Below are 21,028 nucleotides of genomic sequence, written 5' to 3' on the forward strand. Positions count from 1 at the left end.
GGAACGCTGAGGGAAAGTATCATCACTCACCCCTCGCAATGGCGTGGAAGAATGTGCCGCTGACGTGGCCGCGCCTGAAACCTGACGCGCCCAGCGGGTTGCCTTGGCCGTCGGCAAGATCGGCCAGCGGCTCGTCATTGCCTGTTTCCGTCATGCGGGCATAGTGGAATTCGTGGCCGCGTATGGTCGCGCCCGCCCGGCCAAGGGCGCAGTCGGCCCTCAGTTGCGCCTGACGGTAGCCGAGGTTCATCTTGCGCTTGGCGAAACTGGTGGAATGGCCGAGCAGGCCGAGCATCGCGTGCGTTTCACCCCCGGCATCCTCAAGGGATTCGCCCAGAACCATGAAGCCGCCGCACTCGCCATGAATCGGCTTGGTCGAGGCGAAGCGCAGCACTCCGGCACGGAAATGGTCCGCAGCGGACAAGTGTCCGGCGTGCAGTTCCGGATAGCCGCCGGATAGCCAGCAGACGTCGCAGTCGGCGCGCGGACCTTCATTTGCCAGCGGCGAGAACGGCACGATTTCCGCGCCGGCGGCCCGCCAATGCGCGGCGACATGCGGATAGAGGAAGGTGAAGGCGGCGTCTTCCGCGAGCGCGATGCGCTGGCCCGGTGGCGGCAGGGCCGAACCGAAGTCTCCGGACTGCGGTGCAAGCGGCGTGGCCAGTTTCATGATTGCATCCAGGTCCAGCGAGGCCTCGACCATGTCCGCCATCTTATCGATGAAGGCGGTGAGGCCGGCGTGCTCGCTGGCCTGGACCAGACCGAGATGCCGTTCCGGCATCGTCAGCGTCGGATCCCGCATGATCGCGCCGACCACCGGCAAGCCGAGGGCCTCGATGGCGTCGGCGCAGAGGCGGCGATGACGGTCGCTGCCTACACGGTTCAGCACGACGCCGGCAATACGGACCTGCGGATCGTAGGTGGCAAAACCCTTGGCCACGGCGGCGGCGGTGGTGGATTGACCGGAAACGTCGAGCACCAGCAGCGTCGGCAGGCCGTAAAGGCGCGCGAGATCGGCGGCGGCGCCGCTGCGTCCCGGCGCCCCCGGAATACCGTCGAACAGGCCCATGGCGCTTTCGAGAACGACGAAATCCGCGTCTTCGGCCGTCCTGGCAGCCAGCGCATTGAGCAGCGCCGGCGGCATCGCCCAGCTGTCGAGATTGACGCCTGGCAGGCCGGTGGCGGCTGCGTGGAAGCCGGGATCGATATAATCCGGCCCTGACTTCGCGCCGCGCACGCGGATGCCGCGCCGAGCCAGCGCTCGCAGCAGGCCGATGGTGACGCTGGTCTTGCCGGAGCCGGAACGCGGCGCGCCGACGATGATGCCGCGGGCGCTCATGCGCCGCCCCGCAGCCTGTCGCGCATGGCGACGATGCCGCCGACGACGATCAGGGCGGGGGACACGACCGCTTCTCGTTGCGCGGCCTCGACCAGTGTGCCCAGCGTCGCCACCACGGTGCGTTCCTGCGGCAGGGTGGCGTTTTCGACCAGCGCCGCCGGCGTCGTTTCCGGCAGGCCGCCGGCGAGCAGTTCGGCGACGGTCGCCTGCATATGGGTCAGGCCCATATAGATGACGATGGGCTGGCCGGTGCGGGCAAGCGCCGTCCAGTCCGGGCGGTCGTCGGAGACGGCGGCGAAGCCGGTGGCCAGGATGATCGCGCCGTTGACGCCGCGCATGGTTGCCGGAATGCCGGCGGAGGTCAGCCCGCCGAAGGCCGAGGTGACGCCGGGCAGCACCCGGTGGGGGATGCCGTTTTGTGCGAGGGCAAGCGTTTCCTCGCCGCCCCGCCCAAAAACATAGGGATGTCCGCCCTTCAACCGCACGACCTTGCGGTTCTCCCGCGCCAGCCGCACCAGCAAGGCGTTGATCTCGCCCTGCGGGATGGAAAGCCTGCCGCCGCGCTTGCCGACATAGAATTTTTCCGCCTGCTCGGCGACGGCGACGATTTCCGGCGACACCAGCGCGTCATGCACAAGCGCGTCGGCCTGATCGAGTGCGCTGAGCGCCTCGATGGTCAACAGGCCGGGATCGCCCGGCCCGGCGCCAACCAGCCAGACATGACCGGCCTGGAGCTTTCTCGGTTCGAGCTTCAGCCGCGCAAATGCACGGACGAGTGCGATTTCCGGCTCTTTGCTGGCGTTGCTCACAAGCCCTCCCGACCGCGAAAGCGGCGCTGGTAATAGGCGTCGTAGAGGGAGCTTTCGGTGAAATCCGCCGCCGCCAGCGATTGGCCGACAAAGATGATGGCGGTGCGTTCCATCGGATCGGCGGCGAGCTTTTCCTCGACTGTCGAGAGCGTGGCGCGCAGAACGCGTTCGTCCGGCCAGGAGGCGCGAAAGACGATTGCGACCGGGCAATCTGGACCGTAGAGCGGAGTGAGTTCGGCGACGACGCGGTCGATGGCGTGGATGGCGAGATGGATGGCGAGGGTGGCGCCGGTGCGCCCGAAGGCGGCGAGCGTCTCGCCCGGCGGCATTTTCGAGGCGCGGCCGGAAACGCGGGTCAGCACGAGGCTTTGGGCGACTTCGGGGATGGTCAACTCGCGACCAAGCGCCGAAGCGGCCGCCGCGAAGGCCGGCACGCCGGGCGTCATCGTGTAGGGGATGCCCAGCCGCTCCAGCCGCCTGATCTGCTCCGCGACGGCGCTCCACACCGAAAGATCGCCTGAATGCAGGCGGGCGACATCCTGGCCGGCCTCATGAGCGGCGGCATATTCGGCCTCGATCTCATCCAGCGACAACGGCGCGGTGTCGACGATGCGGGTTCCAGGCGCGCAATGCCGCAGCAGTTCCGGCGAAACGATCGAGCCGGCATAGAGGCAGACCGGGCAGGCTGCGAGCAGGTCGCGGCCGCGCAGCGTGATGAGGTCGGCGGCGCCCGGCCCGGCGCCGATGAAATGAACGGTCATGGGCGGGGCTCCGATTTATCGCCATACCTTCTCCCCTTGTGGGAGAAGGTGGCCGACCCCGAGCCTGGCGAGGGCGAGGCCGGATGAGGGGTAATTTGCGCCGCGAACGACCCCTCATCCGTCTCGTCGCTGCGCGCCGAGCCATTTTCTCCCACAAGGGGAGAAGGGAAGACGCCATCCGACGTTGCCAGCGCGCAGGTCACGTTGCCGTGCACGGTGCGAGGTCCCAGAAGTCGCGCACCCGCACCGATGGAGGCGAGGGCTGCGGCTTCCGACAGTGAAGGCAGACCGGAAATCGCCAGCGAATGTCCGGACGCGGTGAGGCACCCGTCCGAGGCGGCCTGCAAGGCGTCATCCTGAATGATATGGAGCGGGAGGCCGAGGCGGCGCGCCGCTTCGCCGATGGCCGGCTCGGCGCGCTTGGCTGCGGCTGTGGCTATCGCGTCGAGCGCCGTCAGGCCAAGGCCATGCGCAGAAAGCGCCGACGCGAGCGCTTCCATCACCTCGCGTTCGCCGACGCCCTTCTTGCAGCCGATGCCCGCCACCATCATGGCTTTTCCCCAAGCGGCCTGGTCCAACTCCACTGCGTCACCGGCATGGCCGGACGCCAGCCCTTCATCGAGCCGACGGGTGCTGCCCGCGACACGGCCAGCCGCACCAGATCGCCGCCGAACTCGGCATGGCGGGCCAGCAAAAGGCTTTCCATTTCGAGCGTCACCGCATTGGCAACCAGCCGGCCGCCGGGGCGCAGCGTGGCGATGGCGGCCTCGATCACGCCCCTGTCCGTGCCGCCGCCGCCGATGAAGATCGCATCCGGCGTTGGCAAGTCGCGCAAGGCCTCAGGCGCCTTACCCTCAACAATCGTCATTCCGGGGACGCCACAGGCGGCGGCATTGCGGCGGATGCGGGCGGTGCGTTGAGGGTCGGCTTCAATGGCGACAGCGCGCAGGGACGGGTGCGCCAGCATCCATTCAATCGAGATGGAGCCGGAGCCGGCGCCGATGTCCCACAGCACTTCGCCGCGCCGGGGCGCCAGCGAAGAAAGCGTAACGGCGCGGATTTCGCGCTTGGTGATCTGGCCGTCATGCTCGAACAATTCGTCAACGAGGCCCGGCGTCAGCGGCAGGATGCGGGCTTCGCGGTCCGATTCAAGCTCCAGCGCCAGAACGTTGAGCGGATTGATGTTTTGCAGGTCGAAGGCATCGGCGCGGCAGGCGCGGATGGTTTCGCCCGGCCCGCCGAGCGCTTCGAGAAGCGTCAGTCGGGAAGCACCGAACCCGAGACCGGCCAACAGGGACGCAATGGCCGCCGGGGCGGCGGCGTCGGAGGTCAGGGCGAGGATGCGCGTGCCGGGGTGCAGCAGCGGGCGGATCAAATCGGGGTCGCGGCCATGCAGCGAGATCGTCTCGATATCCTGCAAGGGCCAGCCAAGACGCGCCGCTGCCAGCGAGAAAGCGGAAGGAGCGGGGACGACGTGCATCTCGGCCGCCGGGACCCTGCGGGCAAGCGTCGCGCCGACGCCGTGCAGGAACGGATCGCCGGAAGCGACGACGCAGACCTTCTGCCCCTTCAGCGCTAAAACATCCGTCATCGCGGCATCGAAAGGCGTCGGCCACGGGCGTGCCTCGCCCTTGATGAGCGGCGCGGCGAGATCGAGGTGGCGTTTGCCGCCGAAGACGATTTCCGCCTCGCCGATGCGGCGCTTGGCCTCGTCGCCGAGACCCGCTACACCATCCTCGCCGATGCCGACGAGCGACAGCCAGGCGGCGAGCTTTTCATTTTCAGCAGGCATGATGACCCACCGCATTCTGATCCTGGGCGGAACCATCGAGGCGCGACAACTGGCGGGGCGGCTGGCCGCGCGTGGCAATTGCGCCGTCACCCTGTCGCTGGCCGGACGCACGGAAAGTCCTGTGGAACAAGGCGTGCCGGTGCGCAGCGGCGGTTTCGGCGGCGCGGACGGGCTGGCCGCCTATCTGCGAAAGACTGCTACCGATCTGATGATCGACGCGACACACCCTTACGCGGCGCGCATTTCCGCCAACGCGGCAGAGGCTGCCGCAAGGTCCGGCGTCGCGATCCTGGCGCTGCGGCGGCCGCAATGGGAGCCGGTCGACAGCGATCGCTGGACGCTGGTGGACGATGGGGCGGGCGCGGTGCGCGCGCTGGGCGGCGCGAGACGCCGCGTTTTCCTCGCGCTCGGACGGCAGGAGGTGGCGGCGTTCGAAGCCGCGCCGCAGCATTTTTATCTCGTTCGCAGCGTCGATCCGGTCGATCCGCCGCTGGCGGTGCCGGAGGCGGTCTACATGCTGGCGCGCGGGCCGTTTGCCGAAGGTGACGAGCGGGCTTTGCTGGCGCAACACCGCATTGATGCCGTCGTCTCGAAGAACAGCGGCGGCGTGGCCACCTATGGCAAGATCGCCGCCGCGCGGGCGCTGGGCATCGAAGTCGTCATGGTGCGACGGCCGCTCCTGCCGGAGGCACCGGCTGGGCAGAGCGTGGACGATCTGATGGCCATGGTCGATCATCACTTCGGCCCCGTCGCGGAGCGCGGCGTATAGACCAGGGCCGCCTTGCCCGGCCGCTCGATGATGCGGGTTTCGGGCGAGCCGATGATGACGCAGGTCGCCATGTCGGCGCTTTCAGGCTTCGCCTCCGCGAGCGGCACGATCTCGATGCGCTCATCCGGGCGGCCGGCGGCGCGGCCGAAGATGACCGGCGTCGTGCCGGGCAATATGGCCGAGAGGCATTCGAAAGCGCGGCCGAGCTGCCAGGGCCGCGCCTTGCTGATCGGGTTGTAGAGCGCGATGACGAAGCCGGCGCCCGCTGCCGCCAGCAGCCGCAATTCGATCAACTCCCATGGCTTGAGATTGTCGGACAGCGACAGGGCGCAGAAATCGTGGCCGAGCGGCGCGCCAATGCGGGCGGCGACCGCCAGCATGGCGGTGACGCCGGGGACCATCGCAACCTCGATCTCGCGCCAGGCTTCCGGCCCGATCTCGATTGCCTCGCAGATCGCGGCGGCCATGGCGAAGACGCCGGGATCGCCGCCGGAAACCACCGCTACCGAATGGCCTTCGGCGGCTTTGGCAAGAGCTTCCTTTGCCCGTGCAAGCTCCTCGCGGTTGTCGGAGGCGATGCGCGTCTGCCCGGCGTCGAGGTCGAGCCGGTCGAGATAGGGCTTGTAACCGTAGAAAAAGCGCGCCTCGGCGACGGCGCGGCTCGCCTCCGGCGTCACCTGATCGGCGTTGCCGGGACCCAGTCCGATGACGGCAAGCCGGCCGCTCATTCGGCGCTCTCCGCAAGTGCGGCGTTCGGCTTGCCCGTCCAGCCGGCAACCAGCACGATGGCGAAGTAAGGCGCCTTGTCGTCGCTTTTCTGCGCCAGGCGGATCGAGGTGCTGCCGGTCATGGTGCCGCGCTCGACATAGACGGCGTCGCGCAGCTTGCCGGCGGCGTCCAGCGCGCGCCTGATCTTGGGCAGATTGCGCCCCACCTTCATGATGACGGCGGCGTCGGTATCGGCAAGGCGGCGGGTCAGCTCGAACTCGCTCATCGTGCCGGGCAGGACGCTCAGCACATCGTCGCCCTGCACGATGGGCAGGCCGGTTTGCGACCAGCAGCCGGACATGGCGGTCACGCCGGGGATCACCTCGGTCGGGAAGCGGTGCGCCAGCCGCACATGCAGGTGCATGTAGGAGCCGTAGAAAAGGGGGTCGCCTTCCGACAGCACGGCGACTGTCCGCCCCGCCGCCAGGTGCGCGGCGACCGCCTCGGCGGATTCCTCGTAGAAGGCGAGGATCTGTGCCTTGTAGTCGGCGTGGTCCTTGTCGATTTCGGTGGTCACCGGATAGAGCAATGGCAATTCGATCACATCGGGCCGCAAATGGCCGGCGACGCTGGCGCGGGCATTGCCATTGTTGCCGCGCTTGGCGAAATTGGCGACGACATCGGCCTCGCCCAGCGCGCGCACCGCTTTCAGGGTGATGAGTTCGGGATCGCCGGGGCCGGTGCCGACGCCGATGAGGCGGCCTTGAACGATGACATTCATAATCCCGGCCTCGCCAAAGCGTTGAGGGCGGCGGCGGTCATGGCGCTGCCGCCGAGCCTGCCGCGCACGATGGCCCAGGGCACACCATAGGAATTCTCCGCCAGCGCGTCCTTGGATTCGGCGGCACCGACGAAGCCGACCGGCATACCGACGATGGCGGCGGGTTTCGGCGCGCCGTCGCGCAGCTTTTCCAGCAGATAAAACAGGGCGGTGGGCGCATTGCCGATGGCGACGATCGCGCCCGCCATGCGCTCGCCCCACAGGTCGAGCGCAGCGGCGGACCGGGTGTTGCCAATTTCCGCGGCGATTTCGGCGGTGCGCGGATCGCGCAGCGCGCAGATCACCTCGTTGCCGGCAGGCAGGCGGGCGCGGGTGACGCCATGCGCCACCATCTCGGCATCGCAGAGGATGGGGGCGCCGGCTGCGAGCGCGGTCCGCGCGGCGCTGACCAAATCGTTGGAGAAAGCGAAGCTGGCGGCGGCCTCGACCTGGCCGCAGGCATGGATCATGCGGATGGCGACATCCGCCTCGGCCTGCGAAAAGCGCGACAGGTCGGCTTCCGCGCGGATGATGGCGAAGGAACGTTCGTAGATGGCGTTGCCGTCGCGGATATAGTCGTAGGCGGTCATGCTCGGTCCTGTGTGAAGGCGGCGACGATGGTTTGCGCACCCAGTCGCGCAAGGCAGGTTGCGCTCGTCTCTCCGGCCATACGGTTGTTCCTCACCAGCCCTGCTACGCGGCTGAGGCCCGTCGCGGCTTCATAGCGCGGCGTGTATCCGGCCGGAAGGTCCCTTGCCGCTCCGTCGACGACAAGGCCGGCCCCGTTCTCGCCGCCCACCAGCGTGAGCGCGGCAGAGGCGGGATGAGCACAGCCCTTGGCGCAGCCGGAGACATGCAAAGCGAGGGAGCCGTCGAAGAATTCGGGCGAGGCCTGCGCGAGTTCCGTGGCGATGTCGCGGGTGGACAGTTGGCCGGAAGCGCAGGAGGGGGAGCCCGGGCAAGCGGATATGGACAGGCGCGGGTCGGTAGGATCGGTGACGAAGCAGAGATGCGCGGCTTGCGCCAGAAGGATTTCGCAGTCGGGTCTGGACAGGCCAAGCAGGATCAGAGCGCGGCGCGGGGCCGGGCGAATTTCGGTCGTGCCGAGATCGCCGGCCTTCCGGGCCAGGTCGATCAGCGTTGCGGCGGGCAGGCTGCCGAAGGGCAGGGCGAGGACAAGGGCGAAGGTGGAATCGCCGAGCGGGAGGATGCCGATGGGCACGTTACCTTCCCCTTTGCGGGGGGCTACCGACGCTTCCCATACGGGGGGTGATAAATCGCGCGCGCGTGCCTCAGGCCCGATTTCAGCGACAGCGTTCAAAATACGGAGCGTGGCGCCGGAGGCGTCGTCTTCGGCGAATGTCCCTAGCGGTTTCGCTGTCGCCGCAGTTCCACCAGTCGATACATGCCAGGCTGTTCCATCATTCCGGCGGATCGCAACCAGCCGAACGTCGGCCAGCACATCGTCCAATGTCAGCCGGCCGCCGCCATCGACGACGACCGAGACTTTCGGGCCGAGCCGCGCTGAAAGTCCGGCGGTGGCTATGCCAAGGCGAATGGTTTCAGCCAGCGGGCGCGGGTCGGCAATTTCATCCGGATCGATCCCGGCAAGCGGGCCGGTTTCCACGGGGACGCCCGTTCGGACATCTATCCTCAGCGCATCGACTTCGGCGGCGAGCTTATCGGCGGCGGAGGGCGTCAGGCCGCGAATCTGGATCGAGCCGCGCGCCGTCACCTCGACGATGCCGTTGCCATGGCGGGCGGCCGATTCGCAGAGTCCGATCAAGGCGTTGGGGGCGAGTCCTCCAGCAGCGGGGTTGAGCCGCACCAGAAGGCCATCGCCGGTCTGCATCGGTGCGGACAAAGCGGGGCAGGCGCCACGGCGCGAGAAAGCGTTCACTCCGCCGCCTCCGCAGGTCTGGCGCTGACGCCGAGCGACATGGCTTCGGCGATCAACGCCGCCAGATCGTCATCGACCGAATTGCGCAGCGGGTGCCAAAGCCCGCGACGGCGCGCGGATTGGAACCGTTCGGCGATGACTCTTGCCGCCGCCGGATTTTCCTTGAGAAGAAAGGCGCGGACCTGCGGGTCGCCGAGATAGGCGTCGTGCAAAGTCTCGATCAGGCCTCCGGGGATGGCGTGGGTGGTTTCGGCAAAGCCGACGAGACGGTCGACGGTTTCGGCGAATTCCGATGCGCCGCGCGGACCGTGGCGCATCTGGCCGGCGATGAAGCGCTTGTTGACGGCGCGCGCTCGAACGACACGCGCCACGGCTTCGGAGACGGAGCGCGGCTTCGGACGAGCCGGGTCGGTGGTGTCGAGCACGATGATGTCCGCCTTGCCGCCGAGGGCCGCCACGGCCGCGGAAAAGCCGCCGATGAAGGCCACGTCGGCGGAGCCTTCGAGGATGTCCCGGCCGGGATCGTCGCCGGTGTGGACGAGCAGGTCGGCCTCGGCAATGCGGACGGCGAAGGTGTCGGGAGCAGGCGTTCCAAGTCCATCGACGCCGCCGTAGCTGTGCGATGTGGCATCGAGATAGGCGCGACCCAATTCTTCGCGCTGGTCCCAATTGCCACCGGACAGCAAATCTTCGATGCCGGCGCCGTAGGTTCCGGGCGATGAGCCGAAGATGCGCGGTCCGGGCCGGCCTTCGGCGCGGGTTTCAGCCGCCAGCGGATTGTCGTGCGCGTCCTCGTCGCGGCTGGCGACCGCATTCGCGGCGGCGTCGATGAGCGCGATCTGGGTCGGGAACATGTCGCGGAACAGGCCGGAAATGCGCCAGGTGACATCGACGCGCGGCCGGCCGGTGGCCGCCGGGGGCAGCACCTCGATGCCGGTGACGCGGCCCGTCGCCGGGTCCCATTGCGGGCGGCAGCCCATCAGCGCCAGCCCCTGCGCGATCTCCTCGCCACCGGTGCGCAGCGAGGCCGAGCCCCACAGGTCGATGACCAGCGAGCGCGGGTAATCGCCATGCGCCTGCATGTAGGCGAGCACGATCTCGTCTGCGGCGGCCTTGCCGAGGTCGAAGGCGGTCGGCGTCGGCATGGTGCGCGGATCGGCGGTGAACAGGTTGCGCCCGGTGGGCAGCACATCGGTTCGGCCCCGTGCCGGCGCACCGGACGGACCGGCGGTGATGTGGCGGCCGTCGAGCGCAGCAATGAGGTTGGCCTTTTCGGATGCCGCGCTTTCGATGCGCAGCGGGTCGGCCTCGTTTTCGGCCGCGCGGCCGTAAATGTGCAGGCCATCCTTGATGGCGAAGTCCTTGAGGTCGCAAAGCCAGGCATCGATGCGGCGCAGGGCCTCGTCCGGCGCATCGGTGCGTGCGACGCCGGCCTCGGCAGAGAGTCCGGTCTTCGCCGCGGTCTCGACAATCAGCTTGGCCAGCCGGTCGCGGCGGCGGCGGTCGAGGCCATCGGCTTGGGCGTATTCATCCACCAGACGTTCGAGCGTCTGCTGGTTCTCGTCCAGACCGGCGGCGGCCAGCGGCGGCGGCAGGTGTCCGAGCGTCACGGCGGCGATGCGGCGCTTGGCCTGCGCCGCCTCGCCGGGGTTGGAGACGATGAAGGGATAGACGACCGGCAGGGAGCCGGCGACCATCTCCGGGTAACAGTTTCGGCTCATGGCCACGGTCTTGCCGGGCAGCCATTCCAGCGTGCCGTGCGCGCCGACATGGACAAGCGCGTGGATGTCGAGCGCTTTGCGCAGCCACAGGCCGAAGGCGAGCAGTTCGTGGCGCGGCGGAACGGTCGGATCGTGATAGTCGGCGCGACGGTCGGCGGAGCGGCCGCGGTCCGGGGCGAGGGCGACGGTGATGTTGCCGAAGGTGGCGGCGCGGAAGAAGAATTTATCCTCGTCCTCGTGCAGGGAGCCCCATGCCGTCTCAACCCCGTCACGCGCCGCGTCGGGCAGTCCGGCAAAGTGCCCGGAATAATCCGCGACGGGCCATGACGCCGATCCTTGCTCAAGCAAATCCAGCAGCGCACGCGGCGATTGCGGAATCCCGTCAACCGCATAGCCCTGTTCCTTCAGGTCGTGCAGCATGGCGAGAACGGAGGTCGGGACGTCCAGGCCAACGGCGTAGCCGGTGCGGCCGGGTGCGCTCGGATAGTCCGGGATCAGGATTGCGATGCGGCGCTCGGCTCGAGGCGTATCCTGCAGCCGCGTCATGGCGGCGATACGCTCGGTCACCTGCTCGACGCGGTCGGGTTCCGGCTTGTTGGCGAAGGCGCGGAAGCCGAGCGCCGGGTCGATCTCGCTTTCGGCTTTGAAGGAGACTGCGCCGGCAAGGATGCGGCCGTCCAGTTCCGGCAGCACCACATGCATGGCGAGGTCCGCCGGCGCGAGTCCGCGCTGGTTGTTCTCCCAGGCATCGCGGCGGGTGGTGGCGACGATGATTTGGAAGACCGGCACGCCGGCGCGGTCGAAGAGTGTCTGTGAGCCGGGCTCGGCGCCGGATGCGAAGGCAGTAGCGGCGACGATGGCGGCAGGCTTCAGGTGGGCCAAGGCGGTCTCGACGAAGGCGAGCGAATCGGGGTCCTTGAGGCTGGACACGAAGATGGGAACCGGCGCGAGGCCTTTTCGGCGCAGCGCTTCGGTCAGCGCGTCGATGGGCGCGGCATCGGCGGCCAGCAGCATGGAGCGGTAGAAGAGGATGGGAATGAGGGGGGCCTCATTACCCTCTCCCTTGGGGGTAGGGTCGGCGCACAGCGCTGGGGTGGGGGAGTTCGACGGATCGATTGATCCACCCCCACCCGGACCTCCGGTCCGACCTCCCCACAAGGGGGAGGTAGAAGTGCCCAAGCCCGGCCAATAATATCCCGCTTTCGGCACCTCCACCGGGTCCGTCAGGTCGCTTTCGTAGCCGGCCAGCTTCGACAGATGGCGCACCAGCGCCTTCATATTGTCGGGGCCGCCCTGCCGGAAATAACCAAGCAGCGCGGTGAGTTCTTCCGGCGGCAGCGTCGATGCCTCGACGAGGCGTGGGTCCTCGCCACGGTCTTCGCCGGGCAGAAGCGCCAGCTTCACGCCGTGCTCCCGCGCGATCGCCCCCAGCCGGTCGCAGCCGTAGCGCCACCAGTCATAGCCGCCGAGGATTCGAACCAGGATCACCCTGGCGTGGCGGGCGACACTGTCGACCCAAAGGTCGACAGACATGGGATGACGCAGGTCGCGCAGAGCCGCGAGCCGCATCGGCGCAAGGTTTGCCGCGTCGGTTTTCCACGCCGCAGCCATGCCCGCCAGATCGCTGTCGGTGAAGGACAACGCCACGACATCGGCCGGCTTCTGCTTCAGATCGACCGGCTCGGCGATGTCGTCGAGCGAAGCGGATGTGGTGGTCAGGATGTGCATCAGCGCACTCTATCACCCCACCAGTATCTTCTCGATCGCCGGGCGGTTCAGGCCCTTCAAGCCGATCACCACGAGGCGTGAGCGGCGGTCGTCCTGCGGCGTCCAGGCGCGGTCGTAGTAATGATTGACGCGCGGCCCGACGGCCTGCACCAGCAGCCGCATCGGCTTGGCGTCGACGTCGACAAAACCCTTCACGCGCAGAACGTTCTCCTCTTCCGCCGCCTTCGAGACCCGCGCCGCCAGTTCGTCGGGGCTGGCGATGGAAGGCAGTTCGATGACGAAGGAATCGAAATCGTCGTGCTCATGGTCACCCATGCCGTCATGGTGGCTCTTGCGGTTCTCGATGTCATCCTCGACGGCGAGGCCGAGACCGAGCAGCACGGACGGATCGACCTTGCCGTGGGCGGTCGGCACGATCTTCACCGCGCGCGAAATGTGTTCGCCGATGACGGTGTTGGCGCGTGCCGAGCCGGCGGCGTCCATCAGGTCGCTTTTCGACAGGATGATGAGGTCGGCGCAGGCGACCTGGTCCTCGAACACTTCCTCGACCGGGTCGTCGTGATCGAGCGTGCCGTCCTGCGCCCGCTGAGCCGCCAGCGCATCCATGTTGGAGGCGACGCGGCCCTCCGCCAGCGCCGGCCCGTCGACCACGGCAACGACGCCATCGACGGTGACGCGGCTTTTGACGCTCGGCCACTGGAACGCCTGCACTAGCGGCTTCGGCAGGGCGAGGCCGGAGGTCTCGATCAGGATATGATCGACCCTGGGCGTGTGCGACAGGATCTGGTCGAGCGCCGGGACGAAATCGTCGGCCACCGTGCAGCAGATGCAGCCATTGGCCAGTTCGACGATGTTTTCCTCCGGGCAGGATTCGACGCCGCAGCCCTTGAGGATTTCGCCATCGACGCCGACATCGCCGAATTCGTTGACGATGAGGGCGAGGCGCTTGCCCTTGGCGTTTTCCAGAATGTGGCGGATGAGCGTGGTCTTGCCGGCGCCGAGGAAGCCGGTGACGACGGTGCAGGGAACGCGTGTGGCGGTCATGTCAGTCCTTCAGAAGGTCGAGGGGAGGGATGCGGGCGACGAGGCCGCGCTTCAGGGAATCGGGCCGCCCGCGCCACGGGATCAGCCCATCGGTGGAGGTGGCGAACAGCTTGGCACCGGCGATCAGGTCGGGGCCGCTGTCGGCGGCGAGGTCACCGAAGACATAGCTCCAGCAATCCTTGCGCAGGATGGCGGCTGAGAGCCGGCGCTTGCAGTTGCCGAGGCACTCGACCGTGCGGATGCGGATGTTGTCGTTGACGGCGGCGCGGCGGACGTCCTCGGCCAGAAGTGAACCGGCGCGGGGGTGCGCATCGGAGCCGGTCTCGTCGCGGCAGGTCGAGCAGACAAGTATGGTGACGTCGCGCAGAGAATCGACAACGGACATATCCGCGCCGTCATCCGGTAAAATGCCGTCCTGGTCCAAATCGTGCTCCTTGCCCGGGACACCCGCCGGACGGTCGGATTCTTCTTCCTTGCGACGGCAGGTCTCCTGGCTTGCGGGTCGTCGCCATGGTGCCGCCTTCCCGGGAAAATCCCAGTGGTTATCGGCCCTGGCTCGTCGCTCACAGTTGCGGGGACAGCCGCGGATTTGGGATTTCGCCCGCACCGCATTCCCTCTTAGCTCCTTCCCGTGGAGGAAGGAGACCGTTGCAGGGTCGATTTAGGCTGGCGGGGGGAGGGAAGTCAACGCGCGCTTGCGACATGCCTTGCCGGTCGCGGCGTGGTCTTATCGCGTCGGCAAGCCAAGCCTTTGCCATTCGCTGCGCGGGATCAGCCCGCCGATGCGGAAAGCAAAGGACTCCACTCTCGTGACATTCGCGTCGACTTCGCACCGATAGCTCAAGGCGCGCCATTGCCCGCCGACGCGGAAGGCGGCGCCGGGAACATCGAGGGTCGTGCCTTCCTTCAGCCGGAAGGACGGCAGAAGGTCAGGGAAATAGGGCGGTGAGGTCCTGTACAATTGCTCGCGCAGTTCGGTGACGCAGAGCGTACCGCCGCGAACGTCGCGCGGCACGCCGCGCATCGCGGTCGTCGCCACCGGATCATCAGTCGCCGAACGGGAATACAGTTTTTTGACGTCCTGAAGTTTCGGCGCCTTCCGGGGTTCGGCGATTTCAGCGGGTTTGGGTGTTGGCTTTTGTGTTGCCGTTTGTGGCAGCGATGGTGAAGCATCCTTTTCGACCGCGATGACAGCCGGCGGCTCGACCGGCTTTTCGTTTTGGCTCTCCGGCTTTTCGGGATTCTCCTGATCCGTCGCCTTCGTCGAGCTTTCTTCGGCGCTGTCACCCTCCAATGCCTTTCGCGGACCGGCATCCTTCTCGCCGAACTGGACGACGGGGTTGAGCCTGCGGATGGGCTGTTCCGGGGCTGGCGTCGGCGGTTCGACCTGCGCTTCCGGAGGCTTTTCGGGCTTCGGCGTCTCGGGCCTGGGTTTTTCAGGCTTAGGCTCAGGCTTTTTGGCAGGCGGCTCGGCCTTCGGCTCTTCCGGCGCTTTTTCCGGGGGCTTGGGCGGCGGCACCAGCTCGACCGCGACCGCCTGCTCGTCCTGCGGCTTCGGGAGTGATTTCGGCAATCCGAAAATCAGAAGCGCGACGATCGCCAGGTGCAGGACGCCGGAAGCCGGCAAGGCCAACCTCGATGTCCAGTGCTGATCCCGCATTTCATCCTTCATCATGACGGATGTGGAATGAAATGGTGGCAGCATCAAGCGCTTGCGGAATTTTGGGATGCACACAAGGCCACGGTCACCGCGATAGGCAGTCGCGATTGACAGGGATGCGCCCAAGACTTCAGGGTTCAACCCATGTTTTATGACCGTTCTGAACTCGAAAACGCATTCCGTGCGAAGGTCCGCCCGAAGTTTCTTTTCTTCTGGGGTCACCAACCATCAAAGGATGGTCGGATAACCGCTTCCTGTTTCAGCCAATGGTGGCCGGCACCCTTCACTGTGGAAGGCATGCGGTATCCCACAGCCGAACACTGGATGATGGCGAAGAAAGCGCTGCTTTTCGAGGATCGTGAAACCGCATCAAGGATACTGGAGGCCGGGAGTCCAAAACAGGCAAAGCAGCTTGGTCGGGAAGTGCGGGGCTTCGACGAAGAAAAGTGGGACGCCGCGAAGCGGCGCATCGTAGACGAAGGCAGCTTTCGCAAATTCGATCAGAATACCGCGCTCAAGGAGTTTCTGGTTTCTACCGGCGATGCCGTTCTGGTGGAGGCCAGTCCGGTCGATAGAATTTGGGGGACAGGCCTTTCGGCGGACGACAAACGTGCGGCAAATCCGCTTCTGTGGCGCGGTGAAAACCTGTTGGGCTTTGCACTCATGCAGGCCAGAGAAAGGCTTGCTGTCTGAGGCTAGGAGGATGGCTGATCCGCTGCAACGGCCTTAAGTGCAGCCCCCAGATCGCCTGCCGGAGTGATCTCCATCCGCTCCAGCCCGAGCCAGCCCTGCATCTGCTTCAGTTCCTGCAACAGTTCGGCGGCGGTTTCGGATGGCGCGTTCGGTTCGGCGTAGGCGGCATGGACGCGCAGGACGCTCGCAGGGCGGTCGGCCCGCAGGTCGACGCGGGCGACGATGCGCTCGTTGAGCAGGAAGGGCAGGACGTAGTAGCCGTACTGACGCTTGTCGGCCGGCGTGTAGATTTCGATTCGATAGCGGAACTCGAACAGGCTTTCTGTACGGCTGCGCTCGAACACCAGCGGGTCGAACGGCGCCAGCAGGGCGCGCGCCTCGACCTTGCGCGGTATGCGGGCGTCGCGGTGCAGATAGGCCGGCCTGTTCCAGCCCTTGACCGTCACCGGCAGCAGCTCGCCTTCCTCCACCAGTGAATCCAGGGCGGTTTTCGTGTCGGCGGGCGCAAGACGGAAATAATCGCGCAGGCAGGCATAAGTGGCGACGCCATGCGCCTTGGCCGAGATGCGCAGCAGTTCGCGGTGGGCGTCCTCCAGCGATGGCACCGGCATGTCGAGGATTGCCCGCGGCAGGACACGTTCGGGCAGGTCGTAGTAGCGCTCGAAGCCGCGGCGCGAATGGGTGGTGATGCGCCCGGCCCAGAAAAGCCATTCGAAGGCGGCCTTGGCATCGCTCCAGCCCCACCAGCCGCCCTTGCCCTTATGGCCTTCCATGGCGGAGGCGGGGATCGGGCCGCTCGCCTCGACTTCCCGGTAGACTTCTTCGATGAAGGCCACTTTATCCTCGGCCCAGCGGGCCAGCCCCTTGTAGATTTCGCCGGCATCGTTCGCCCGCGCCCGCTGCATTCGCCACTGCATCAGCGGCCATGTCTCAACCGGCAGCAGCGAGGCCTCATGCGCCCAGTATTCGAACAGGGTGCGCTTGCGGCCGACGGTCGCGCTGTCCAGCAGCGACTGGGGGTAGGGGCCAAGCCGCGAATAAAGCGGCATGTAGTGGGCGCGCACCACGGCGCTGACGGAATCGATCTGCAGGAGGCCGGTGCGCGACAACACGCGGTGAAGGTGCCTTCGCGTCGGATCAGCGGCAGGACGAGGATCCATGAACCCCTGTGCCGCAAGGGCGATGCGGCGGGCGGCGGCAAGGGAAAGCTTTTGCGTCATGAGCGCCTGTCTGCGTTGCGGCGGGCAGGCTGTTCCTGCCCGATTCCGGCCGATACTAGCAGGTCGATGGCGGCAGGAGTGTCAGGAAGAAAAGTGGAGTAAAATATGAAGGAAATCAAACAGGAGCCGATGGGACCAGTTTCGGCGGATATGCCGTCCAGCAGCTCATTTTGGCCAATGTTTGACTTGCACCGGCGGGATCGCTGCGCTAACCCTCGCCGCGTTACAGCCGGGTCCTTTTTTAAAACGGTTTAGCGGTCAACCTGTCACGCTTCCGCAATCGGGTCCGGTGCTATAAATCTGGTGGACAGGCCACCGTTGGAAAGTCGGAGCATGAACGCACTCCTCAGTTCGTACCTCCCCATCGTGATCTTCATAGGGGTCGCGCTGGTGGTGGGTCTTGCGCTGTTGACGGCACCGTTCCTGGTCGCCTACCGCAACCCCGACCCGGAAAAGCTGTCCGCCTACGAATGCGGTTTCAACTCGTTCGATGACGCCCGCATGAAGTTCGACATCCGCTTCTACCTGGTGTCGATCCTGTTCATCATCTTCGACCTCGAGGTCGCTTTTCTGTTTCCGTGGGCGGTCTCGTTCAGCAAGATCGGCATGCTGGGTTTCTGGTCGATGATGGTGTTTCTGGGCGTCCTGACCATCGGCTTCGCCTATGAATGGAAAAAGGGAGCGCTGGAATGGGATTGAACGACGCTCCGTTGGCTTCGGGCGGCACGCTCGTCGCGCCGCGCCCGAAGGGGATCATCGATCCGAACACCGGCAAGCCGGTGGGCGCGAACGATCCGTTCTTCCTCGAAATCAACAATGAGCTGGCCGACAAGGGCTTTCTCGTCACCTCGACCGACGCACTGGTCAACTGGGCGCGCTCGGGCTCGCTGATGTTCATGACCTTCGGCCTGGCGTGCTGCGCGGTGGAAATGATCCACACCTCCATGCCGCGCTACGATTCGGAGCGGTTCGGCGTCGCGCCGCGCGCGTCGCCGCGCCAGTCCGACATCATGATCGTCGCCGGCACGCTGACCAACAAGATGGCGCCGGCGCTGCGCAAGGTCTACGACCAGATGCCGGAGCCGCGCTACGTCATCTCGATGGGTTCGTGCGCCAATGGCGGCGGCTACTATCACTATTCCTATTCGGTGGTGCGCGGCTGCGACCGCATCGTGCCGGTCGACATCTACGTGCCCGGCTGCCCGCCGAGCGCCGAGGCGCTGCTTTACGGCATCCTGCTTCTGCAAAAGAAGATCCGCCGCACCGGCACGATCGAACGGTAACCGACCATGAGTGAAGCTCTCAGCGATCTTGCCGCCCACATCAAGGGCAAGCTTGGCGATGTCATCGCCGATAGCGTGTTGTCCTACGGCGAATTGGCCATCGCAGTCGCGCCCGGCGACATCGTCAAGGTGGCGACGTTCCTGCGCGATGACAAGAAGTGCCAGTTCATCTCGATCATCGACGTCTGTGGCGCGGACTATCCGGCGCGCCCGAACCGGTTCGACGTGGTCTATCACCTGCTCTCGCCGAAGCAGAATCTGCGCATCCGCATCAAGGTGCAGGCGAACGAAGAGACGCTGGTGCCGTCGCTCACCGGTGTCTATCCGGGCGCCGACTGGTACGAGCGCGAGACCTACGATCTCTATGGCGTTCTGTTCACGGGTCATCCGGATTTGCGGCGTATCCTCACCGACTACGGTTTCGAGGGGCATCCGCTGCGCAAGGATTTCCCGCTGACCGGCTTTGTCGAGGTTCGTTACGACGACGAGGCCAAGCGGGTGATCTACGAACCGGTCGAGCTCAAGCAGGAATTCCGCAATTTCGACTTCCTGTCGCCCTGGGAAGGCACGGACTACGTGCTGCCGGGAGATGAAAAGGCGAAGCAGTAAATGGCTGAAACCTCCGTCCGCAACTTCAACATCAATTTCGGGCCCCAGCATCCGGCCGCGCACGGCGTGCTGCGCCTCGTGCTGGAGCTTGACGGCGAAGTGGTAGACCGCGTCGATCCGCATATCGGCCTGCTGCATCGCGGCACCGAGAAGCTGATGGAGCACAAGACCTATCTGCAGGCTGTGCCTTATCTCGACCGGCTCGATTACTGCGCGCCGATGAACCAGGAGCACGCCTTCGCCCTTGGCGTCGAAAAGCTGCTCGGCATCGAGGTGCCGAAGCGCGGCCAACTGATCCGGGTGCTTTATTCCGAGATCGGCCGCATCATGTCGCACATCCTCAACGTGACGACGCAGGCGATGGACGTGGGCGCCCTGACGCCGCCGCTGTGGGGCTTCGTCGACCGTGAAAAGCTGATGGTGTTCTACGAGCGGGCATCGGGATCACGCATGCACGCGGCCTATTTCCGCCCGGGCGGCGTGCACCAGGACCTGCCGCGGCAGCTCATCGAAGACATTGGCCGGTGGATCGATCCGTTCCTCAAGAACCTCGACGATCTCGACCAGCTTCTGACCGGCAACCGTATCTTCAAGCAGCGCAACGTCGACATCGGCGTGGTGTCGCTGGCGGATGCCTGGGCCTGGGGCTTTTCGGGCGTCATGGTGCGCGGCTCCGGCGCGGCGTGGGATTTGCGCAAGTCGCAGCCCTATGAATGCTATGCCGAGATGGATTTCGACATTCCGATCGGCAAGAACGGCGACTGCTACGACCGCTATCTGATCCGCATGGAAGAAATGCGCCAGTCGGCCAGGATCATGCGCCAGTGCATCGACCTGCTGCTCGGCAAGGAAGGCACGGGTCCTGTGTCCAATCTCGATGGCAAGGTGGTGCCGCCCAAGCGCGACGCCATGAAGCGGTCGATGGAAGCGCTGATCCACCACTTCAAGCTCTACACCGAGGGCTACAGGGTGCCGGCCGGCGAGGTCTATGCCGCGGTCGAAGCCCCCAAGGGCGAGTTCGGCGTCTATCTGGTCTCGGACGGCACCAACAAGCCCTACCGCGTCAAGCTGCGGGCGCCGGGCTTCGCCCATCTGCAGGCGATGGATTTCCTGTGCCGCGGCCACATGCTGGCCGACGTCACCGCTGTGCTCGGCTCGCTCGACATCGTCTTCGGCGAGGTGGACAGATGAGCATCGCCGCGGCGAACGACATTGTGATCGATGCACGCAGCGGGCGCGTCGAAGGCGCTTCCGCCGGCGAACGCATCGCCATCACCGTGTTGCGCTCGGCCATGTTTTTCCTAAAGCCGTTCGCCAATGTCGGCATTTCGTATATCGCCCGCGCCACGCGCGCCCTGCTGCCGAGCGACCGCGCCATGCTGTTCAGGCTGACGCCGGACAGCTCCATGCGCGTCGCCTATTGCGACACCTACTGGTCGGTGCTGGTTTCGCCGGACTACGCCTATGAGCGCTCGGTGATGGCGCTGCTCAAGGCGTCGCGCGACGTGAATTACGGCTTCATCGACGGCGGCGCCAACCATGGCTACTGGTCGATCCTGGTCTCGGGCGAGGAATTCGGCTCCAAGAAGGCGGTCGCCATAGAGGCGGCTGCCGACACGTTCCGCAAGCTGGACGACAACCGCACCCTGAACGACGGCCGCTTCGCCGCGCTCAACCGCGCCATCGGCTCGACGAGCGGCGAGCATGTGCGGGTGTACGGCGCCAAGCATGAGGCCCGTTCCATCGTTGCTCCTTCCGCCGACGCGGTGCCGATCCTCGACTGCGAGACGATCTCGGTCGACGATCTGGCCGACCTGCCGGAATTTGCCGGCATCGACAAATTCGTTGTCAAGCTCGATGTCGAAGGCGTTGAGATTGCTGCTTTTTCGGGTGCCGACCGGTTGCTCTCCGGCGATGCCGTTTTTGTCTATGAGGAGCATGGCTCCGATCCGCTGCACGAAACCACCCGTCACGTTCTGGACGTCATGAAGCTCCGGGTATTCTGGCTGGGCGAAGGGCGCGCGCGTGAACTGACGACAGTCGATGAACTCGACCGGATCAAGAAATCCCGCAGGGCCGGCTACGACATGGTTGCCAGCAGCAGCCCGTTCTGGCTGAACCGGCTCGATGCCTCGGCATCGACGGTGCACTGAGTCGGGAATCGAGGAAGCA

General features: G+C 66.1%; 21 protein-coding genes and 1 riboswitch. Of the genes, 7 read left to right on the top strand and 14 right to left on the bottom strand.

Translation table 11 applies throughout. The annotated features are described in order from the left end of the window. Positions 1-22: 22 nt before the first annotated feature. From J2X35_RS19400 to cbiE, 5 genes are read right to left on the bottom strand one after another with little or no spacing between them, the layout of a single operon-like run. A complete protein-coding gene (locus J2X35_RS19400) occupies positions 23-1,339 on the bottom strand; it encodes a cobyrinate a,c-diamide synthase (protein WP_310189203.1) in 1,317 nt (438 codons plus the stop codon). Beyond that, positions 1,336-2,148, bottom strand: a complete 813-nt coding sequence (gene cobA / locus J2X35_RS19405; protein WP_405023247.1) for a uroporphyrinogen-III C-methyltransferase — start codon at positions 2,146-2,148, stop codon at positions 1,336-1,338. Before cobA ends, J2X35_RS19400 begins: the two co-directional genes overlap by 4 nt. Further along, positions 2,145-2,909 (bottom strand): precorrin-4 C(11)-methyltransferase, encoded by a 765-nt coding sequence (gene cobM, locus J2X35_RS19410; RefSeq protein ID WP_310189206.1) that lies wholly within the window; start codon positions 2,907-2,909, stop codon positions 2,145-2,147. The genes cobA and cobM overlap by 4 nt, the downstream gene beginning before the upstream one ends. Further along, on the bottom strand, positions 2,906-3,460 hold the full coding sequence (locus J2X35_RS19415; RefSeq protein ID WP_310189207.1) for a cobalamin biosynthesis protein: 555 nt from the start codon (positions 3,458-3,460) through the stop codon (positions 2,906-2,908). The genes cobM and J2X35_RS19415 overlap by 4 nt, the downstream gene beginning before the upstream one ends. After that, the gene (cbiE, locus tag J2X35_RS19420) at positions 3,457-4,701 is read right to left on the bottom strand and encodes a precorrin-6y C5,15-methyltransferase (decarboxylating) subunit CbiE (protein WP_310189209.1); all 1,245 of its coding nucleotides are present in this window, start codon (positions 4,699-4,701) and stop codon (positions 3,457-3,459) included. Before cbiE ends, J2X35_RS19415 begins: the two co-directional genes overlap by 4 nt. Position 4,702: 1 nt before the next feature. Between cbiE and J2X35_RS19425 the strand changes: the two genes are divergently transcribed. Further along, positions 4,703-5,470: a cobalt-precorrin-6A reductase gene (locus tag J2X35_RS19425; protein WP_310189211.1), complete on the top strand. Its 768-nt coding sequence runs from the start codon at positions 4,703-4,705 to the stop codon at positions 5,468-5,470. Here the strand turns inward: J2X35_RS19425 and J2X35_RS19430 are convergent. The 8 genes from J2X35_RS19430 to J2X35_RS19465 form a co-directional block, all read right to left on the bottom strand. After that, on the bottom strand, positions 5,437-6,198 hold the full coding sequence (locus J2X35_RS19430) for a precorrin-3B C(17)-methyltransferase (protein ID WP_056110320.1): 762 nt from the start codon (positions 6,196-6,198) through the stop codon (positions 5,437-5,439). The two genes, J2X35_RS19425 and J2X35_RS19430, sit on opposite strands and share 34 nt — an antisense overlap. Continuing rightward, on the bottom strand, positions 6,195-6,959 hold the full coding sequence (locus J2X35_RS19435; RefSeq protein ID WP_310189214.1) for a precorrin-2 C(20)-methyltransferase: 765 nt from the start codon (positions 6,957-6,959) through the stop codon (positions 6,195-6,197). Before J2X35_RS19435 ends, J2X35_RS19430 begins: the two co-directional genes overlap by 4 nt. After that, positions 6,956-7,588 (bottom strand): precorrin-8X methylmutase, encoded by a 633-nt coding sequence (locus J2X35_RS19440; protein ID WP_310189217.1) that lies wholly within the window; start codon positions 7,586-7,588, stop codon positions 6,956-6,958. Before J2X35_RS19440 ends, J2X35_RS19435 begins: the two co-directional genes overlap by 4 nt. Further along, positions 7,585-8,898: a precorrin-3B synthase gene (gene cobG, locus J2X35_RS19445; RefSeq protein ID WP_310189219.1), complete on the bottom strand. Its 1,314-nt coding sequence runs from the start codon at positions 8,896-8,898 to the stop codon at positions 7,585-7,587. Before cobG ends, J2X35_RS19440 begins: the two co-directional genes overlap by 4 nt. Next, a complete protein-coding gene (cobN, locus tag J2X35_RS19450) occupies positions 8,895-12,347 on the bottom strand; it encodes a cobaltochelatase subunit CobN (protein WP_310189220.1) in 3,453 nt (1,150 codons plus the stop codon). Before cobN ends, cobG begins: the two co-directional genes overlap by 4 nt. 12 nt (positions 12,348-12,359) lie before the next feature. After that, the gene (gene cobW, locus J2X35_RS19455) at positions 12,360-13,391 is read right to left on the bottom strand and encodes a cobalamin biosynthesis protein CobW (protein ID WP_310189223.1); all 1,032 of its coding nucleotides are present in this window, start codon (positions 13,389-13,391) and stop codon (positions 12,360-12,362) included. A gap of 1 nt (position 13,392) precedes the next feature. Then, complete coding sequence (locus tag J2X35_RS19460; protein WP_310189393.1) at positions 13,393-13,776, bottom strand: DUF1636 family protein; 384 nt, start codon at positions 13,774-13,776, stop codon at positions 13,393-13,395. A gap of 77 nt (positions 13,777-13,853) precedes the next feature. Then, positions 13,854-14,056: riboswitch (cobalamin riboswitch) on the bottom strand. Positions 14,057-14,118: 62 nt separating this feature from the next. Next, a complete protein-coding gene (locus tag J2X35_RS19465) occupies positions 14,119-15,051 on the bottom strand; it encodes a DUF930 domain-containing protein (RefSeq protein ID WP_310189225.1) in 933 nt (310 codons plus the stop codon). Between the two features lie 144 nt (positions 15,052-15,195). On the opposite strand from J2X35_RS19465, the gene J2X35_RS19470 reads away from it, so the two are divergent. Continuing rightward, positions 15,196-15,744: an NADAR family protein gene (locus tag J2X35_RS19470; RefSeq protein ID WP_310189226.1), complete on the top strand. Its 549-nt coding sequence runs from the start codon at positions 15,196-15,198 to the stop codon at positions 15,742-15,744. A 2-nt stretch (positions 15,745-15,746) separates the two neighbouring features. Here the strand turns inward: J2X35_RS19470 and J2X35_RS19475 are convergent, their stop codons facing one another. Then, positions 15,747-16,964 (bottom strand): winged helix-turn-helix domain-containing protein, encoded by a 1,218-nt coding sequence (locus tag J2X35_RS19475; RefSeq protein WP_310189228.1) that lies wholly within the window; start codon positions 16,962-16,964, stop codon positions 15,747-15,749. Positions 16,965-17,297: 333 nt separating this feature from the next. Between J2X35_RS19475 and J2X35_RS19480 the strand changes: the two genes are divergently transcribed. Genes J2X35_RS19480 through J2X35_RS19500 form a run of 5 tightly spaced genes read left to right on the top strand, consistent with a single transcriptional unit; the run spans position 17,298 to position 21,009 of the window. Next, positions 17,298-17,663 carry an NADH-quinone oxidoreductase subunit A gene (locus tag J2X35_RS19480; protein ID WP_056110300.1) on the top strand — a complete coding sequence of 122 codons (366 nt, stop codon included), beginning with the start codon at positions 17,298-17,300 and terminating at the stop codon, positions 17,661-17,663. Next, positions 17,654-18,247 (top strand): NADH-quinone oxidoreductase subunit B family protein, encoded by a 594-nt coding sequence (locus tag J2X35_RS19485; protein WP_056110298.1) that lies wholly within the window; start codon positions 17,654-17,656, stop codon positions 18,245-18,247. The genes J2X35_RS19480 and J2X35_RS19485 overlap by 10 nt, the downstream gene beginning before the upstream one ends. A gap of 6 nt (positions 18,248-18,253) precedes the next feature. Beyond that, complete coding sequence (locus J2X35_RS19490; protein WP_310189232.1) at positions 18,254-18,856, top strand: NADH-quinone oxidoreductase subunit C; 603 nt, start codon at positions 18,254-18,256, stop codon at positions 18,854-18,856. After that, positions 18,857-20,047 carry an NADH-quinone oxidoreductase subunit D gene (locus J2X35_RS19495; protein ID WP_310189235.1) on the top strand — a complete coding sequence of 397 codons (1,191 nt, stop codon included), beginning with the start codon at positions 18,857-18,859 and terminating at the stop codon, positions 20,045-20,047. Then, entirely contained in the window at positions 20,044-21,009 is a 966-nt protein-coding gene (locus tag J2X35_RS19500) for an FkbM family methyltransferase (protein ID WP_310189237.1), read from the top strand. Before J2X35_RS19495 ends, J2X35_RS19500 begins: the two co-directional genes overlap by 4 nt. Positions 21,010-21,028 lie beyond the last annotated feature (19 nt).

This window comes from Mesorhizobium sp. BE184 (assembly GCF_031457045.1).
GTDB lineage: Bacteria > Pseudomonadota > Alphaproteobacteria > Rhizobiales > Rhizobiaceae > Mesorhizobium.

Bases quoted from the DNA above. Each gene is read 5' to 3' on its own strand.
- J2X35_RS19400 (WP_310189203.1), bottom strand. From the start codon at position 1,339: ATGAGCGCCCGCGGCATCATCGTCGGCGCGCCGCGTTCCGGCTCCGGC.
- cobM (WP_310189206.1), bottom strand. From the start codon at position 2,909: ATGACCGTTCATTTCATCGGCGCCGGGCCGGGCGCCGCCGACCTCATC.
- J2X35_RS19415 (WP_310189207.1), bottom strand. From the start codon at position 3,460: ATGATGGTGGCGGGCATCGGCTGCAAGAAGGGCGTCGGCGAACGCGAG.
- cbiE (WP_310189209.1), bottom strand. From the start codon at position 4,701: ATGCCTGCTGAAAATGAAAAGCTCGCCGCCTGGCTGTCGCTCGTCGGC.
- J2X35_RS19425 (WP_310189211.1), top strand. From the start codon at position 4,703: ATGACCCACCGCATTCTGATCCTGGGCGGAACCATCGAGGCGCGACAA.
- J2X35_RS19430 (WP_056110320.1), bottom strand. From the start codon at position 6,198: ATGAGCGGCCGGCTTGCCGTCATCGGACTGGGTCCCGGCAACGCCGAT.
- J2X35_RS19435 (WP_310189214.1), bottom strand. From the start codon at position 6,959: ATGAATGTCATCGTTCAAGGCCGCCTCATCGGCGTCGGCACCGGCCCC.
- J2X35_RS19440 (WP_310189217.1), bottom strand. From the start codon at position 7,588: ATGACCGCCTACGACTATATCCGCGACGGCAACGCCATCTACGAACGT.
- cobN (WP_310189220.1), bottom strand. From the start codon at position 12,347: ATGCACATCCTGACCACCACATCCGCTTCGCTCGACGACATCGCCGAG.
- cobW (WP_310189223.1), bottom strand. From the start codon at position 13,391: ATGACCGCCACACGCGTTCCCTGCACCGTCGTCACCGGCTTCCTCGGC.
- J2X35_RS19460 (WP_310189393.1), bottom strand. From the start codon at position 13,776: ATGTCCGTTGTCGATTCTCTGCGCGACGTCACCATACTTGTCTGCTCG.
- J2X35_RS19465 (WP_310189225.1), bottom strand. From the start codon at position 15,051: ATGCGGGATCAGCACTGGACATCGAGGTTGGCCTTGCCGGCTTCCGGC.
- J2X35_RS19470 (WP_310189226.1), top strand. From the start codon at position 15,196: ATGTTTTATGACCGTTCTGAACTCGAAAACGCATTCCGTGCGAAGGTC.
- J2X35_RS19475 (WP_310189228.1), bottom strand. From the start codon at position 16,964: ATGACGCAAAAGCTTTCCCTTGCCGCCGCCCGCCGCATCGCCCTTGCG.
- J2X35_RS19480 (WP_056110300.1), top strand. From the start codon at position 17,298: ATGAACGCACTCCTCAGTTCGTACCTCCCCATCGTGATCTTCATAGGG.
- J2X35_RS19485 (WP_056110298.1), top strand. From the start codon at position 17,654: ATGGGATTGAACGACGCTCCGTTGGCTTCGGGCGGCACGCTCGTCGCG.
- J2X35_RS19490 (WP_310189232.1), top strand. From the start codon at position 18,254: ATGAGTGAAGCTCTCAGCGATCTTGCCGCCCACATCAAGGGCAAGCTT.
- J2X35_RS19495 (WP_310189235.1), top strand. From the start codon at position 18,857: ATGGCTGAAACCTCCGTCCGCAACTTCAACATCAATTTCGGGCCCCAG.
- J2X35_RS19500 (WP_310189237.1), top strand. From the start codon at position 20,044: ATGAGCATCGCCGCGGCGAACGACATTGTGATCGATGCACGCAGCGGG.